20 protein-coding genes, 1 tRNA gene and 2 pseudogenes are annotated in these 15,701 nt (G+C 55.5%); 16 read left to right on the top strand and 7 right to left on the bottom strand.

The window, feature by feature from the left end:
- The first annotated feature begins 599 nt into the window (after positions 1 to 599).
- From BMY49_RS15390 to BMY49_RS15455, 14 genes are all read left to right on the top strand, one after another.
- The gene (locus tag BMY49_RS15390) at positions 600 to 1,955 is read left to right on the top strand and encodes a site-specific integrase (protein WP_074210611.1); all 1,356 of its coding nucleotides are present in this window, start codon (positions 600 to 602) and stop codon (positions 1,953 to 1,955) included.
- 14 nt (positions 1,956 to 1,969) lie between these two features.
- Positions 1,970 to 2,236 carry a type II toxin-antitoxin system RelE family toxin gene (locus tag BMY49_RS15395; RefSeq protein WP_074210612.1) on the top strand — a complete coding sequence of 89 codons (267 nt, stop codon included), beginning with the start codon at positions 1,970 to 1,972 and terminating at the stop codon, positions 2,234 to 2,236.
- Positions 2,220 to 2,564, top strand: coding sequence for a helix-turn-helix domain-containing protein (locus tag BMY49_RS15400; RefSeq protein WP_074210613.1), 345 nt, complete (start codon positions 2,220 to 2,222; stop codon positions 2,562 to 2,564). Before BMY49_RS15395 ends, BMY49_RS15400 begins: the two co-directional genes overlap by 17 nt.
- Positions 2,565 to 2,679: 115 nt before the next feature.
- On the top strand, positions 2,680 to 3,480 hold the full coding sequence (locus tag BMY49_RS15405; protein ID WP_074210614.1) for a hypothetical protein: 801 nt from the start codon (positions 2,680 to 2,682) through the stop codon (positions 3,478 to 3,480).
- An 88-nt stretch (positions 3,481 to 3,568) separates the two neighbouring features.
- Positions 3,569 to 3,877 (top strand): hypothetical protein, encoded by a 309-nt coding sequence (locus BMY49_RS15410; protein WP_054641745.1) that lies wholly within the window; start codon positions 3,569 to 3,571, stop codon positions 3,875 to 3,877.
- A gap of 275 nt (positions 3,878 to 4,152) precedes the next feature.
- Positions 4,153 to 4,359: a hypothetical protein gene (locus BMY49_RS15415; RefSeq protein ID WP_089675978.1), complete on the top strand. Its 207-nt coding sequence runs from the start codon at positions 4,153 to 4,155 to the stop codon at positions 4,357 to 4,359.
- A complete protein-coding gene (locus tag BMY49_RS15420) occupies positions 4,356 to 4,883 on the top strand; it encodes a hypothetical protein (RefSeq protein WP_089675964.1) in 528 nt (175 codons plus the stop codon). The genes BMY49_RS15415 and BMY49_RS15420 overlap by 4 nt, the downstream gene beginning before the upstream one ends.
- A complete protein-coding gene (locus BMY49_RS15425; RefSeq protein ID WP_089675965.1) occupies positions 4,880 to 5,176 on the top strand; it encodes a hypothetical protein in 297 nt (98 codons plus the stop codon). The genes BMY49_RS15420 and BMY49_RS15425 overlap by 4 nt, the downstream gene beginning before the upstream one ends.
- Positions 5,166 to 5,411: a hypothetical protein gene (locus tag BMY49_RS15430; protein ID WP_089675966.1), complete on the top strand. Its 246-nt coding sequence runs from the start codon at positions 5,166 to 5,168 to the stop codon at positions 5,409 to 5,411. The genes BMY49_RS15425 and BMY49_RS15430 overlap by 11 nt, the downstream gene beginning before the upstream one ends.
- 11 nt (positions 5,412 to 5,422) lie before the next feature.
- Positions 5,423 to 6,373 (top strand): toprim domain-containing protein, encoded by a 951-nt coding sequence (locus BMY49_RS15435; protein WP_089675967.1) that lies wholly within the window; start codon positions 5,423 to 5,425, stop codon positions 6,371 to 6,373.
- Positions 6,370 to 8,325 carry a DUF927 domain-containing protein gene (locus BMY49_RS15440; RefSeq protein WP_089675968.1) on the top strand — a complete coding sequence of 652 codons (1,956 nt, stop codon included), beginning with the start codon at positions 6,370 to 6,372 and terminating at the stop codon, positions 8,323 to 8,325. Before BMY49_RS15435 ends, BMY49_RS15440 begins: the two co-directional genes overlap by 4 nt.
- Entirely contained in the window at positions 8,315 to 9,043 is a 729-nt protein-coding gene (locus BMY49_RS15445) for a hypothetical protein (protein ID WP_089675969.1), read from the top strand. Before BMY49_RS15440 ends, BMY49_RS15445 begins: the two co-directional genes overlap by 11 nt.
- On the top strand, positions 9,033 to 9,305 hold the full coding sequence (locus tag BMY49_RS15450; protein ID WP_089675970.1) for a hypothetical protein: 273 nt from the start codon (positions 9,033 to 9,035) through the stop codon (positions 9,303 to 9,305). The genes BMY49_RS15445 and BMY49_RS15450 overlap by 11 nt, the downstream gene beginning before the upstream one ends.
- Before the next feature lie 12 nt (positions 9,306 to 9,317).
- On the top strand, positions 9,318 to 9,794 hold the full coding sequence (locus BMY49_RS15455) for a hypothetical protein (protein WP_089675971.1): 477 nt from the start codon (positions 9,318 to 9,320) through the stop codon (positions 9,792 to 9,794).
- A 405-nt stretch (positions 9,795 to 10,199) separates the two neighbouring features.
- On the opposite strand, the gene BMY49_RS15460 is transcribed toward BMY49_RS15455, so the two are convergent.
- The 7 genes and pseudogenes from BMY49_RS15460 to BMY49_RS17925 all read right to left on the bottom strand — a co-directional run bounded on the left by BMY49_RS15460 (position 10,200) and on the right by BMY49_RS17925 (position 13,307).
- Positions 10,200 to 10,276, bottom strand: a tRNA-Pro gene (locus BMY49_RS15460).
- A gap of 97 nt (positions 10,277 to 10,373) precedes the next feature.
- Complete coding sequence (locus BMY49_RS15465) at positions 10,374 to 11,189, bottom strand: inositol monophosphatase family protein (RefSeq protein ID WP_089675972.1); 816 nt, start codon at positions 11,187 to 11,189, stop codon at positions 10,374 to 10,376.
- A gap of 87 nt (positions 11,190 to 11,276) precedes the next feature.
- Entirely contained in the window at positions 11,277 to 11,735 is a 459-nt protein-coding gene (locus BMY49_RS15470) for an anti-virulence regulator CigR family protein (protein WP_089675973.1), read from the bottom strand.
- 65 nt (positions 11,736 to 11,800) lie between these two features.
- Positions 11,801 to 12,271: a pilin gene (locus BMY49_RS15475; RefSeq protein WP_089675974.1), complete on the bottom strand. Its 471-nt coding sequence runs from the start codon at positions 12,269 to 12,271 to the stop codon at positions 11,801 to 11,803.
- 5 nt (positions 12,272 to 12,276) lie between these two features.
- On the bottom strand, positions 12,277 to 12,636 hold the full coding sequence (locus tag BMY49_RS15480; protein ID WP_244154985.1) for a pilin: 360 nt from the start codon (positions 12,634 to 12,636) through the stop codon (positions 12,277 to 12,279).
- A 23-nt stretch (positions 12,637 to 12,659) separates the two neighbouring features.
- Positions 12,660 to 12,771, bottom strand: a pseudogene (locus tag BMY49_RS18220) (pilin); the annotation flags it as partial.
- A 68-nt stretch (positions 12,772 to 12,839) separates the two neighbouring features.
- Entirely contained in the window at positions 12,840 to 13,307 is a 468-nt protein-coding gene (locus BMY49_RS17925; RefSeq protein ID WP_089675976.1) for a pilin, read from the bottom strand.
- Positions 13,308 to 13,526: 219 nt separating this feature from the next.
- On the opposite strand from BMY49_RS17925, the gene pilB reads away from it, so the two are divergent.
- Complete coding sequence (gene pilB, locus BMY49_RS15490) at positions 13,527 to 15,284, top strand: type IV-A pilus assembly ATPase PilB (protein WP_089675977.1); 1,758 nt, start codon at positions 13,527 to 13,529, stop codon at positions 15,282 to 15,284.
- Between the two features lie 186 nt (positions 15,285 to 15,470).
- Positions 15,471 to 15,701: pseudogene (locus tag BMY49_RS15495) on the top strand (IS256 family transposase); the annotation flags it as partial.

A 15,701-nucleotide genomic window follows, 5' to 3' on the forward strand; every position in this document is an offset into this window, starting at 1 on the left:
AGCCAGTGGCAGGCGAACAGGCCTCCCAGGGTAAGACGCGCGACCTTCCTCCCATCTACCCGCCGCATCTACTTCCACATCTTCTGGATAGCTATTGGGCTTCGAGTTTCATGGCCCTCTCGCCCAGATGTGGCTGCCTCATATGCGGTTCCTGTTCGTCGGGCCAGGAGTTTGCCTACAGCTTCCTTCAGATTCCGCCTCACGACGAACACCCTTGCTGTTCAGCTAACGGTTCCCGCTATCAGGGTCCGTAGGGGACTTTCACCCCCAAGTCATCCGGCCAACCACCACGGCGGACCGGATAGCGCCTAATTGGCGCTGCGCGCCATGCCTGGCGCACCATAAAAAACGGCCGCTGCGATAAACGCAAGCGACCGTTTTAGTATTGGTCGGAGTGACAGGATTCGAACCTGCGACCTTTGCAACCCCATTGCGTTTACCCGGTATATTAGCAGAAACAATCATCAACAAAAGAAAGCAAATATACTTCTAAAATACAGACACTTACCATTCAAACATTAGTTTACGCTTGTTGCTGAATGTGCCTAGATATATCCTCTAAGTGTCACCTATTTGTCACCTAGAAAATGAGGCGCACCATGGCAGGCACGGAAACCCGTATAAAGCTGACCGCCAAAAGCATCGAAAAGCTGGCGCGTGAACAGCCTTCTGGTGATGTTTGGGATACCGAGCTAGGCGGCTTTCATGTGCGCTATGGTAAACGCGGCCTTACCTTTCGACTCTACTACCGCACCAAAACAGGTAAGCGCCGTATGATGACGCTAGGCACCTATGGCGCATTGACGCTGGCCCAAGCTCGCCGGGATGCTGCCGAAGCGCTGGGTATCGTGGCACAAGGCGGCGACCCACGCGCCGCGATTGAAGCCGCCAAAGTAGAAAGCCAACGCCAGCAGCAGCAAACGCTCCGCGCTTACCTTAATGGCCCCTACACTGCCTACCAAAAGCGCCGCAAGGATGGTGCAGGCACCTTGCGCCGTATCGAGAAGGATTTTTCTAGCTGGCTGGCAAAGCCAATGGGCGATATTACCCGTGCAGATGTAGAGCGCTGGCAGGCCGAGCAGGAGAGCGCCGACAAGCCACGCGCATTTAGTACGCTTAAGCGCTCCTTTGATGCGTTGTGCGGCCTTCTCGCCCATGCCGCTGAACGTGACGTGATTCCCACCAACCCGCTGGCGCGTGTGAACTTACAGCGCCCAGCCCTGAATGATGACGACTTAGCCGAGCAGGCAAGCCAACGTCGCTACTTAGAACCGGATGAAGTGAAAGCGCTGTTTGCTGGCCTTGAAGCCTATCAACAGGAAAAGCGCGAGCAGCGCCGCAACAGCCGCGCCCATGGCAAAGCCTACCTGCCCGACCTGGATCACGTTACGTATGTGGATCATGTGATGCCTTGGGTGCTGACCATGTACTACACCGGGTTTCGACCAGGTGATATTACGGGCCTGCGTTGGGAGCACGTCAACTTAGCGTTTAAGACGATCCGCAAAACCATAGAGAAAACCGCGCACCACCACGCTGAGCCTATGACCTTTCCGCTTTCCAGCGCTGCCGCTTATGTGCTGAATGTTTGGCATGAACAGCAAGGCAAGCCCAAAAACGGCTTAGTATTCCCCAACCCGCAAACAGGAAAGCGCTTTGATAGAACAGCCATGCAGAAGCCATGGGCCAGAGTGCGCACGCTTGCCGGGCTACCTGATGAATTGGTGCTTTATACCCTGCGCCACAACTTCGCTTCTCAACTGGTGATGGCGGGAGCTGACTTACTCGCCGTTTCTAAACTCATGGCCCACAGCGATATACAGACCACCATTCAGCATTACGCCCACCTGCGCCCAGATCACACCCGCGACATTGTAGAAACACTGGTAAAGCAGACGCCGAACGCTACACAAGAAACGCTGCCAGCGCTTGCCGTTGTCTCAACCAACGCCTAAACTTATAAAACCTTATGACCTATCAAGTGCAATGGACGCTCAAAGCGGCCAAACAAGCCAAGAAGTTACATGCGTCTGACCGCGCCATGGTCATTAAACGGGTGGGCAGCCTAGCCACTTGGCCAGAGTGTAAAGAGACCCACGACATTAAGCCCCTCACCCGCCACCAGTACCAATATCGCCTACGTGTAGGCCGTTATCGCGTGCTTTTCGATGTGGAAACGGGCCTGCGAGTGGTCTCTATCGAGGAGGTGAAAAAACGCGATGAACGCACCTATTGATTACCAGATTAGCGAACAGGCAGGCCGCCGCTATGCCGTGCTGCCGTTAGAGCAATTTACTGCCCTGGTAGAGCGTGCCGGGGAAGTGGATGCGTTGACGCTGCCTCACGAAATTGTCAGCCGCCACTTGGTCGATGATGTGCCGCTAACCCGCTGCTGGCGTGAATACCTTGGCGTCACACAAGCCGAGCTAGCAAGACGCTTGAACGTATCCCAGGCACAAGTTGCCCAGTGGGAAAGCGCCAACGCTAAGCCCCGCCACACCACCCTAAAGAAGCTGGCGACCGCTATGGGCATCCATGTACGCCAACTCACGCTAGAAGAGTAACGCGGCCACTGCTGCACGCTTTGGCTGGCTAGGGCCGTACACCCGAAAGCGCGGATAACTCCACCGCGTTAGCCAGCCAACCTACTTGGAGTGCAAGCGTTAGGAGTAGCGCTGTATGACACCAATGAATATCTGGCGATCACAAAGCCATATCCGTATAGACAACGCATGCTTGCTATTAGCAGGTATCGATCCTTGGGAGGTAGACCCGGACTGCCCTACGCTGGCTTTGGATGATGCGCTGTGGGGGCCGTTTGCCTCTATCAGATGGGCTTACGAGAGAGAGGTTAGACAAAAAGAGCAACTGGTTAGCGCTACCGCGTGGCTTGGCAGGTTGAAAAGGGCTGTTATTAAGGGCGAGATTCAACCTTCAGATGAAGAAGATAAAGGTCTTATAAGGGTTTGGAAGCGCTTATCTGAGCCACAAGAAGATACGATAGCAAAGGACATAGATGTTACTGGTAAACAGATTGGCATAACGACCAGCACTATTTTCTATGAGTTAATCGCTTACGATCTGGTGGACAGTATTGATTTTGATGTCTTGGCTTCTAGTGAAGGTGATTTTGACTTTGATTTTGATGTAAGCCGTTCAGAGCTTGCCAGATGGTTATTATCGCTTGGCTGGTCTGAGGTGGAGTTGCCTGACTTTCTAAGTGGCGCTGACACCTCACTGGCATTCAGTAAATCTATTACTGACGAACTGCGCATTCTGGAATCATTTGGGTTGCTAGCAGAGCTATACGCCAATCAGCACGGGCCAGAATATCGAAATGGCGCAAAACCGAATGCCACCCGCATTGTTGAAGACATGCTCAACGCCATACCGGATGACGTTACCAACATGGGGGAACGCAAGCTAAAGAGTCATGTTGGAGACGCCATAAAGGCGTGGGAGAGAAAGAAACGTCGGTAATTTGCAATCTGCATTTTGCACCTGCACCAACTTCGTTAGATTAAAGATCACCATTAGCAGCGTACCCCAGCAACAACGAGACGCTGCAATGACTGACAAAACCCAAGCCCCTACCGCCCTGCTAGATAGCGCCCTTGAACGCTATCGTGCAGGCTTTGACCCCGCCTTAATCGAGCTGCCCGAACGCGCCGTATTCCCGCACTTGATACCCGCGCAGCCTGCCACCGCCCGCAAAAGCCGTATCACTGGCCTACTGCTTGGCCGCCCAGCGCCTAAGTTTGTGCGCCGTGGTCGTAGTATCCGTTATCGCCTGGCTGATGTGTTGGAATGGTTACGCGACGGTGACGCCGTGAGCAGCATCGCCGAGGAAAATGTAAAACGTCGAGAGGTAGCTTAATGTTGACCATTGCTACTGCCCGCCGCTATGCTTCACGAGCTGGCGCAAAATCGTCAGCCTGGTTTGGCGACCGGATCAAAACTTGGCGCACTAGCGCCCACCGCGAAACAGGCGCTTTTTTTGCGTCCACTGTTCGCGTTTATGGTGGCTGTGCGTGGGAGACTGCAAAGTCTGCCGGGTTCCAAGTTTCCCGGTTCGCCAACCTGCGTACAGCCACCCCCATTAACTGTTTGGCGACAGTCGGGGATGGCTCCACAAAACTTGGAGACCTACCCATGGCATCACTAAGCCTGCCCAATCTCATTACCCGCAACTTTTCCAGCCGTGCTGCTGCCCACCGTGCAATGGCGAAAGCCGCCTTGTTCGCTGATAGCAGCGCTCGCACCCGCCTAAAGCGTTACAACCACCACATCGAAAAAGCTGAAGCCCTGGAAGCCCGCGCCCTAGAGACTGCCAAGCGCAGCGCTGGAGGCGTGGCGTGAGCAATATCAACCTGACCGTGGATGAAATCGAAAGCGCTATTCAGTTCTGCGACTCATACACTCGACTGCCAGAACTGATGAAGCTCTACAACCCAGCAACTAATGATCTATCCGCCTGGTTTCAAGTGCTGGGAGATAACTGGGATTGTTGCGACAACATTTGGCGTTACCGTGCTGACCTGGCAAAGATTCTCGGGAATGCTAGTCCTGAACACATTGCGCTGATGATGACCCCGAAAGAGCGTGAAGCGCTGGCTAACCTTCCAGACGTTATCACGATCTATCGTGGCTGCTATTCGTGGAATGATGCTGGCCTTTCGTGGAGCTTGTCGCGGGATATAGCAGCGCAATTCCCTACCTTGATGCGCTATTCCCACCCAGGACATGAGCCTTTCATAGATGAAGCGACCGCCAATAAGCGCAACTGCGTTCTGAAACTGGATAGAGATGAGCAGGAAGTTATCTGCTGGTCGCATTCATTCGAGAGCCGCTACTTCCTCGGTAAGCAGGAGGTTTCAGCATGAATACCCCGATCACCGTCTATTCCTTTGCTGATGATGCCCCGCATGTTGTCAGTGCTGATTGCGAGCTGGCCGCGTTAGAGCAAGCCCCCGTGCCGTGTTACATCGTGGTGGAGTATCCCAACCCGAAGCCCGGCCAACGCTTCCTCGCCATTGCAGGCGTGGATGATGTGTTTGAGATCCCAGGCGGCCACTGGTCGGACGATGCCGCTAATGCCGTCGCTGCGCTCAAGAAGCACCGCGCCGACATTAAGGACTGGCAAGGCAAACGCCGGGAGGCCATTCATGGATGCTAAGCGCTTACCCTTCACACCGCTGGAGCTGGCCGAAGCCAGCGCCGCGCACAGTGCGCCGCGTTCATTTCCCTACCGTTTGGGCTTAGCTACTCGCATTGATGAGCGCGTGAGTCACTGCCAATACAAAGCAGCACCTTTCGAGCCGGGCACCGCCGAGCATGACGCCTACCAAGCAGGCCGTGAACATGGGCACCGGGTGACTGAATTACTGGATTCGCTACAGCCGGGAGGCTGAAGGGGGAATGTATGGCCGCTATTACGGCAAAAGAAACCCGGCGTAGTGAGCGCCGGGGGCATGGTATTAACCACAAGTCAGAGTGTCGCCAGTATACCAGCATTGAGCAGGCGCTAGGCGACGCCCTGGCCGCGTATGGCGTGACCGGGCTGGCGATCCATGCCGATGGTGCCGTTCACCGCTTCGACACCACCGACAAGGCCAAGGGCAACCGTAACGGCTGGTACGTCTGCCCCTCGCTGGAAGTGGCCGTTTATGGCTTCTGGCACACCGGAGAGCAGCACACCGTGACCACGGGCGGCAAGGCTGACCCCGCCGCCGCTGCCGAAGCACGTCTAGCCGCACAGCGGGCACGGGAGCAGCGAGACGCAGAGCGCCGCCAACAGCAAGCCAAGACTGCCCAGCAGGCCCGCCGCTGGTGGGCCACGGCTGGCGCTGCCGATCCGTCACACCCTTACCTCGCCAAGAAGCGCTTGGCACCCTACGGCCTACGCCAGCGTGACACGATGCTGATGGTGCCGTTGTTCTATGACGGAGAGCTGGTCAACATTGAGCGCATTTACCCGGACGGTGCCAAGAAGGCGTTGTTTGGTGGCCGTGCCAAAGGCGTGGCCGGGCTGGTGGGCAAGCTGTCTGGCGCTGAGCGCGTATTGATTGCTGAGGGCTGGGCAACCGCTGCCACCCTTCACGAAGCTATGGGGCTGCCTGTGGTGGTGGCTCGCAATGCGGACAACCTGGAAGCCGTGGCCCGCCGCTTGCGCCAGCGCCTACCGGATGACGTGAAGATCACCCTGGCCGCCGATGACGACCGTTTCACCGATGGCAACCCAGGAGCCACCAAGGCCCGTCTGGCCGCACTCGCGATTGGGGCCAAGGTACTAATGCCTACCTTCTGCGCTGACTGCCAGCGCTGTACAGACTTCGCAGACGTAGCCCTGTGCCGTCAGGAGCGTGGCCTATGAGCTGGGAACCAGACGATAACCTGGACTTGTTCGGACTGGATGGCAGCAACAATCACGCCCCTGCCCAAAATGACGTGTCCACCGGGGCCATGGTGTCCAACCGTGACAACCACGCGGCTTCCAGCGTGGACACCACACGGACACCACCCCCTAGCCCGTGTCCACAAGACGAGGCCACCACCCTTGGGCAAGAAGTGGAACCGGACAGCATGGACACCCCGCCCGCTAAGCTACGCGAGCCATTTAGACCTGCCTTTGCCAGTTACTTAACCCATACCCGTTACGGTATGCCCGGCCTCTACTTCCACGGCCAGCGGCAGCCAAAAGGCGATGGCGACCCAGAGCCTTACGATGTTTGGATATGCGGGCCATTGGAGTGCAGAGCAGCCACCCACGACGAGCGCAACGATAACCACGGGCTACTGCTGCGCTTCAAGTCACCTTATGGGGGCTGGCGTGAATGGGCGATGCCCCTGCACCTGCTGAAGGGCAGCGGTGAAGAAATGCGCGGCGAGTTGCTGAACATGGGCCTTCGGATAAACCCCGATGCCTACAAGCTGCTGAACAAGTACCTAGCTCAATGCCTGCCCGATGAGCGAGTGATAGCAGCCACCCGCGTAGGCTGGCACCAGCTAGAAGGTGGGCGCGTGTTTGTCATGCCCCGGCGTACCTTGGGCAGTGTGGAGCTTTCCCGCCGTATTACCTTTCAAAGCGAGTACGGCACCCATGACGACTACGCCCACGCCGGAACATTGGCTAGCTGGCGTGAGCATATTGGCAGTTTATGCCGTGATAACCCGCTGCTGATCCTGGCGGTATCTACTGCACTGGCTGGCCCACTGCTGGATATAACACACCGCAAGTCAACGGGCATTCACTTGGTGGGCGATAGCTCCAACGGCAAGACGACAGCGCTAGAAGTCGCCGCCAGCGTATGGGGTGGCCCTGAGTTCATACGTACTTGGCGCGCTACGGGTAACGGCTTAGAGGGGGTGGCCGCTGCGCTGAGCGACACCTGCTTAATACTGGATGAGATAGGCGAGGCCGATGGCCGCGAAATTGGCGCGACCATCTACGCCTTGGGCAATGGCACCGGGAAAGCACGTGCTAGCCGCAACGGTACTGCAAGACGCCCCCACCGCTGGCGCATTGCGATCTTATCCAGCGGGGAGCGCACCCTGGCTGCCCATATGAGCGAAGCAGGCCAACGCCCTAAAGCGGGCCAAGCCGTGCGCTTGCTCGACATTCCCGCCAAGCGGAAGTATGGCGCGTTCGATCACCTGCACCACCTAAACGATGGGCGCGCCTTTGCCGATCACCTAAAGAGTGAAGTCACCCATCACCACGGCCACCTTGGCCCCGCCTTCATTGAGCGGCTGGTAAAGGAGCGTCGTGACCTTGCCGCCATGGTGAGCAAGTTTACCGACCTACCTAAGTTTGCTACCGATCACCCCTTACAAGGCCGTGCTGCTAAGGCGTTGGTACTGATTGGCTTAGCCGGGGAATTGGCCACCGAGTACGGCCTAACAGGCTGGCGCGAGGGGGAAGCCTTAGACGCAGCAGAGATTGCCTTAAAGGGCTGGCGCACCTTTCAAGGCGGTGTGCAAACCGAGCATGAGCAAATTCTGATCAGTGTCCGGGCCTTCATTGAGCGCCACGGAGACAGCCGCTTTAGCGACGTGGACGGAGACCCCAAGCACACCCACACCGTACACAACCGGGCTGGTTATTGGCGTGACCAACCGGAGGGCCGCGTTTACCTATTGACGAACGAAGCCTTGAAAGAAGCGTTACGTGGGTTCGACTCACGACGGGGGCTAGATGCACTGGATTCAGCAGGCTGGATAGCCGAGCGCGAAGGCGGCAAGCGTTCTGTGCGAGTACAGATCAACGGAAAGCGTTCACGGCTATATGCCGTACGACCGGATGAAGGGGGCGAATATGAGTCTTGAGAACTTATACCAGCAGTACGCAGGCACCACGGACACCGCCAAATGGACACCGGACACCACGCCGTGTCCACCCCGTGTCCACGCTGTAACCCGCATGGTTGAGCCAAGTGGACACCATGGCCCCCGTGGACACCACAAAATAGGTAAGCAGGATGTTAAGCCTAAACAGGTGCCCGCTACCCAGGCAGAGATTGCCGCCATCATTGGCGGCCTGAAAGCGGCTGGCCGTTCGCTTGGGCTGGTGGAAGCGCTGGCGCGTGAGGCCATGGCCCAACTAACACGGGAAGCCGCCGCCGAGTTGGCCGTGGTACTGGATGACGTGTTTGAAGTCGCACCGGATGACGCTACCGCCCGCGCCCATTGCCGCCGCCTGCTGAGCGATCCGCAAGCGCTGGCAGCCGTCAAAGCGGTATGGCCTAGTTTGCCGCCACCCTTGGCCGCTATCCCTCAGGCAACCGCCACCACCCCCGTCGTCGATCATGCCCCGCAATGGCTGCGCTTGATTCGTCAGCACTGCGCTTTGGTACCAGAAGATGAACGGCTGCTGAACCGCTGCCTTGGAATGCAGCCACCACGGGATGCCCTGCAAGCCGCACAGCGCTACGTCACCACTTGGCAGCAATCAGCCGATGCAGAGCCACGGGAAGCCGCCCGCGACAATGCAGGCAGACGCGCCGCTAACAACGAACTACGGGGAGGTAGCCGCCATGCTGGATGAAGCCACTACCGAAGCACGCCGCCTTGCGGCCAGCCTGCGCAGTATCGACACCGACTTAGCAGAGAGCGCCAACGCGGTATGGCTGGCGCTGGAACCAACACCCGATCAAGCGACGCTAATGGGCTGCGCGGCCACGCTGGAAACCATCGAGCAGCGCTTACCACCGGGCACATTGGCCGCCCTAGTGCGTGTACGCCTTACCCGCCTGCAAGGGCTGGTGAACGCCATGCTGGATGACGACCTACCACCCACCGCCGCGTAAGGAGCCAATGCCATGACCATTACCCGCGAAGCACTGACCCAAGCCGCTACCCATGGGCAACCGCTGGATCACCTAACCGCCGGACAGGTATGGGCCGCGCATAAGCTGTGCGTGCCCCCGGAGCGCTTGCAGAAGCCGCTCGCCAGCCATATTGCCGCGCTACTGGATAACGTCGAACGCAAGGCCCGCCGTGAGTTCTTTGGTGGTGTGACGCCAAACGACACCGACGCGATGATAAGCCGTACCTACGACAAGCAGCACCCGCCCTTTCTGCGCCAGCCGATCCTTGAGACGCTACGGGAGGGAATGGACACGTTCTTTCCTGGCTTGAAGCCTGCCGGATACGACGACAGCGGCGAAGCGGTGTATGCCCTGGCCGACATTGCACACGCCTTGGAAGTCAGCGAGGCCGAGCTATTACAACACGCCGAGCAGCGCGGGATAACCGACCGGATACAGCGGACGCCCGCACCGCACCGGATTCACTAAAGCAGCACAACAGCACCCAACGCCCCGGCACTCGCTGGGGCTTTTTGTCGGTGCGCAGTGCAGAGGGAAAAGTACGCACAGTTGGTGCGCATTCTGAGTGCGCACTTTGCGCACAACTTCGCGCAGAGATTCCGCGCACTTTGGATGCGCGAAAGCACAAGAGATTGCTGGTCTAAGTCTCAACGCAGGGTATTACGAAAGTTTCGTAGTACCTGCCAGCGCCGAGCAAAACGCAACGGTAAAGGCAACAAAACGCAACATTTATGGAGGTGCGCAACGGCTTGTCAAAATGCCCCTAAAACGCGGAAATTCCAGACGGTTGTCACCTATATGTCACCTAGAACGTTAGGTAACAAAAAACGGCCACTGCGTGATTCGCTAAGTGACCGTTTTATATGTCTTTTTTGGTCGGAGTGACAGGATTCGAACCTGCGACCTTTGCAACCCCATTGCAACGCGCTACCAAGCTGCGCCACACTCCGATGTCTGTTTGGCATTTGCCTCAAGACGGTGCGTATACTAGCGTTTTATACGCCAAATGAAAAGCACTTTTTGCGCTTTCTTTTCAATCGCTTGCCACTAAGCGTGGTCGGCTGCTTTTAATAAGGACGCCATGGCGTCGTAAACCTTAGGGGTAGTTACTAGCAACTGCTCCGGGTAGAGGTCTGCCGGTACACCGTCAGGCACCTCGCTTAAATGCCCGACCCGCGCGCCTGCTTCGCGAGCAATGACCCAACCCGCCACAAAATCCCAGGGCGATACGCTTTCGTAGTAGGCATCTAAACGACCGCAGGCCACATCACACAAATCCAATGCCGCTGAACCATTACGCCGGACATCCTGACAGCCTGTGAGTACTGCTTCTAAGCGTGGCAGAAGTTTTTTACGCTGCTCTTTTTGATAGGGAAAGCCGGTACCTACCAGCGTGCTTTCAAGGGTCTCAGCGCCGCTCGGCTGAATCGGCTGCTGATTGCAGAATGCGCCTAGGCCCTCTGCTGCACTAAAGGTTTCACCTAAAAACGGCGCATGTATCACGCCTACTTTACCTACCCCCTGCTCCATCCAGCCGATTGATACCGCTACATGGCGCAGGCCCTGGGCAAAATTAACGGTGCCATCAATCGGATCCACAACCCAGAGCTGCTCGGTGGGGGTATGCAGCGCATGCTCCGGGCTTAGCTCCTCGCTTAACCTTGCTTCCTCTGGGAAGTGCTCCTCCAGGCGCTGGCTAATGAGCGTGTCGACGGCAACGTCCACATCAGTAACTAGCTCGATCCCTCCTTTCAGCCGCTGGCTAAACCCTTGCTGCTCTCGGGCATTACGAATCATCTGCCCAGCCTCTTCGGCAATCTCTATGGCCAGTGCCAGCCGCGCTTCCAGGGTATAAACCGCCATGTTCGCTCCTCAGTGGGGTGTTTGTTGTTTCTCAGCATAAGCGTTGATCCATGGCATTACCATAACGCCCCAACACATGGGAACGGCTTAGCGCAAAGCATCCACCAACACATCGACCACTACACGAGTCGCGGCTTCAATTAACACCACATCAGCGCCAACACGCTCCCACTCGTATCCCGGGTAACGGGGCAGCTCATGGGCAATGGGGCCGTCAAAGCGCTTAGCAATGCCGGGCGGCAAAGGTTTACCCCGCTCTAAATTGCGCTGGATGCCAGGGGGCAGTGGTTCCGCACGGGGGGCATCGTGGCGGCGCAGCAAGCGCAACAGTTCGCGCTCGTTAATGCGCGGCAAATCCACATAACCCTCGCTCAGGGAACGACGCGAATCGCTTTCGTAGCGACCCTCACCGCCTCGGTAGCGCTCTGCCTGGGAAGCGTTATCCCGGGCGCCGTGAGCTGGTGCATGGGCGGGTTGGGCCAACGCGGTACTGCTTAGCAACAGCGCGCTAGCGCCGATCAAGAGTTGATGTAGTAAACGGCTCATAAAAAAGCTCCACTGTGATCAGGGAGCTTTAGTTTAGAACAACAATGCGCAGGAAATGGTGAAGATCAAAAATCAGTTGAGGCGCTATCCCGACAGCTTCCAGGAAGATACTTCTCATCAATACCATTTTGTCTAGCCGACATACAGGACCATTTAATTGACCCTTCATCTGCCACAAGCTCAATACGTAACCGGCGACCACGAATATCTTTGGACACATGCCCTTCCGTACTCATCCGAATGCCGATAGCTACCTTATCTTCCCGATAAAAGTAGTCCACATCCTGGATATAACGAGTTTGCGAAACCAGCTCCTCCATACCAGTATCTTGCCCCGTACCGAAGTTGCCAGAGAACGCGTAACGCTCTGCTAGCTCAGACTTGATGCCGCTTAACACATTTAACGCCTCTGATACCTGAGCGCGTGCCGTATAGTTCTGATATTGAGGTATCGCGATAGAGGCCAACACGCCAATAATAGCCACCACAATCATCAGTTCGATTAGGGTAAAGCCACGTTGAGTTCCTTTCCACATTGCTATTAATCCCGTTGATCGCGGCACGAGCCAGGTAGGTATTTTTCATCCATGGCATTACCTGCTCCTGTGGTCGTCCGGCAACTCCACTGAATCGCTCCTTCAGAGAACTGAGACTCCATCACAACCCATTTTCCGGCTATCGCGCTATTCGCGTTATCGCTCATCTCCATCACAACGCGTGCAGCATAATCACCAGCGGCCGGCCAAACACCGATGTAGCCAACATAGCGGTCATCACTAGTTTCACCGCCATTACCACTTCGATTGCCATCAGATGGCATACCTATATCTTCATTACTCTCAGGAAACCGACCTCTCACAGAATAGTATTCGCTTATGGCAGTTTTGTAAGCGGAGGCCAAATTGAAGGCTTCTGATACTTGCGCACGCGCGGTGTAGTTTTGATATTGCGGAATAGCAATAGAGGCCAAAACGCCAATAATAGCCACAACGATCATCAGCTCAATTAAGGTGAAACCGCGTTGAGTTCCCTTCATACACTTTTCCTCCCAAAGAAAGGGGCTGTCAAAACAGCCCCTTTTACAATTTTTTTTATTCGTTGATATTAGTCTTTACAGCCGGCTGGTAGATGATTTTCTTCTATTGGATCATTGTCACCAACCGCACATACCCAACCTGACTGCGGATTACTAGTTGAAATTTTCATGGTTTTCCCATTACCAAGAGCGCTATCATCGTTGAAAGTAACAGTAATTACTCCTTCATTACTCCCACCTCCACTATATGCAACATTTCTTACATAACGACCGGTAATGCCGAGATTAGTAGCATCATCAAAATCACCTGTTTGAGGCATTGAGCCAGTTAAGGAATGCTGCTCTGCGACGTCGGCGCGAACGCCCGCCGTCACAGAAAGCCCTTCACTCGCTTGGGCACGCGCGGTGTAGTTCTGATATTGCGGCACTGCGATGGATGCTAATACGCCGATGATTGCTACCACAATCATTAGCTCAATAAGCGTGAAACCGCCCTGCTTGAGGTTGCGAAACGCGTTTTTTGCAGTTGTCTGCATCTAAAAATCTCCTTGGAGATATTGCTTGGTAACTATTACCAAGCAAAATTAATGTATATTAGTTACACTAGCTTACACACAGTGTTTTTTCAACTACATTTGGCTCATTAATTCATTCGTTCGTACGAACGCGTGCGCTTAGAAAAGCGTGGTGCCGCCAGTGCCCTTAGTATGGTACAAGTAAGCGCATTCTGACTACTTTGCTACCACAGGTCGTGCATGTCTCAACCCTCTTTTGAATCGACACTTAGCCACGCGGCTGCTCACGGCGGCCTGCGCGGCATTGCCCAGCGGTTGGTTAAACACGGTGTGTTAAGCGATGCACAAGCGGCCACCGCACAGTCGACGGCCTCTGATCTCGAAATTTCGCTGCTTCAACACGTTATTGAAAGCGGGCTAGCTGACCCTATTGCAGCTACCGTAGCAGCGGGATGGGAGTATGGTCTTCCGGTTATTGACCTTGAGGCGCTGCGCCTTACTACGCTGCCACCCGCCGCCGACTACCCCGTTAAAGTATTACAAAATCTTAATGTGCTGCCCCTGGCCCGCCATGGCCACCGCCTGACCGTCGCGGTTCCTTATCCGGCAACGCTTACCCAGCTAGATGAGCTCCAGTTTGCCACAGGGTTAAGCATAGAAGGTGTGCTTGCCCCGGTGGATCAAATCACCGTTGCACTTAATAACTATCTCGCCCAGAACGAACGCGGCATGCTGGATGAGCTGGATGGCATTGACGACGCGGTGAGTTCGTTAAACATTGTACAAAACAGTGACGGCAACGAAGTTCCTCTTGAGGAATCGTCGCAGAGTAGCGAAGATGCGCCCATCGTTAAGTTTGTTAATAAGATTTTATTAGACGCCATTCGCCAAAGGGCCTCTGATATTCATTTCGAGCCTTATGAAACGCTCTACCGCGTCCGTTTTCGCGTTGATGGCATGCTGATTGAAGTTGCTAGACCGCCCTTTGCCATGCGCCACCGTATTGCGGCTCGCCTTAAAATTATGGCTCGGCTGGATATTTCGGAGCGCCGTCTACCCCAGGATGGTGCGATAAAACTCAAGCTCTCGCGAACGCGCTCTCTCGATTTTCGGGTTAACTCGCTACCTACGGTATACGGTGAAAAGCTGGTGCTGCGGATTTTAGACCCTACGGCGGCTCAGCTAGGCATTGAGCAGTTAGGTTTCACCGATGAGCAGCGCGCTCTGTATGAACATACGCTTAAGCAGCCCCAGGGCATGATTTTGGTGACGGGGCCGACCGGCAGCGGTAAAACCGTTTCGCTTTATACGGGGATTAATATCCTTAATAAAGTAGAGCGCAATATTTGTACGGCTGAAGACCCCGTAGAAATCAAAGTAGATGGCATTAACCAGGTAAACATTCTACCCAAGATCGGCCTCGACTTTGCCAGCGCCCTGCGCGCCTTCCTTCGCCAGGACCCGGACGTTGTGATGGTGGGAGAAATACGCGACCTGGAAACAGCGGACATTGCGGTAAAAGCTGCCCAAACCGGCCACTTGGTGCTCTCTACGGTGCATACTAACTCGGCAGCCGAAACACTCACACGATTAGCCAATATGGGCGTTTCGTCCTTCAACATTGCAAGTGCCGTTAGTTTAATTATTGCACAGCGCTTAGCGCGTAAACTTTGCCATCATTGCAAAGAGCCCATTGAAATACCGCGTAAGGCGCTTCAAAAAGAGGGGCTAAACAACGAGGAAATTAACCAAGCCACCCTATATAAAGCCGTGGGTTGCAAACACTGCACCCAAGGTTACAAAGGGCGGATTGGTATCTATGAAGTTGTTCCCATTACAGAATCGATGCGTCAGCTCATCATGCGCGATGCTAATTCGCTAGAAATTGACCAGCAGGCCCGCAGGGAGGGCTATCCCAGTCTCCATCGCAGCGGCCTATTAAAAGTCATGCAAGGTATCACCAGCCTTGAAGAGATTAACCGCGTAAGTAAGGAGTAAGGCATGGCTAAACGTGCTCGTAGGCGCCAAACTCCCGCCATCAAGTTATCGCGCTGGAAGTGGATAGGCAAAGGCCCCCAAAACAGAGAGTTAAGCTCAGTTCTTGTGTATGGAGGGCAGTAGAGAGGGTGGCGTATCCTGTTGATTGATCTCGCCAGATCACAACCAACATAGGACGGATACGCCATGAGCAATTCTACTCTCCAAGCCGTGACGCAGCCAGACACCGGCGCTACTGATCCGTTGCATGAGCTGCTGCGCAAAGGGGCCCGAGACCTGATCGCCAAGGCCGTGGAGGCGGAGTTGAGCACGTTTCTGGAGCAATATGCCGACAAGACGCTGGAAGACGGCCGCCGTGTCGTCGTCCGCAACGGCTACCTGCCGGAGCGCACCGTGCAAACCGGTATCGGCGACGTC

The organism is Vreelandella aquamarina, assembly GCF_900110265.1.
Taxonomy (GTDB): domain Bacteria; phylum Pseudomonadota; class Gammaproteobacteria; order Pseudomonadales; family Halomonadaceae; genus Vreelandella; species Vreelandella aquamarina.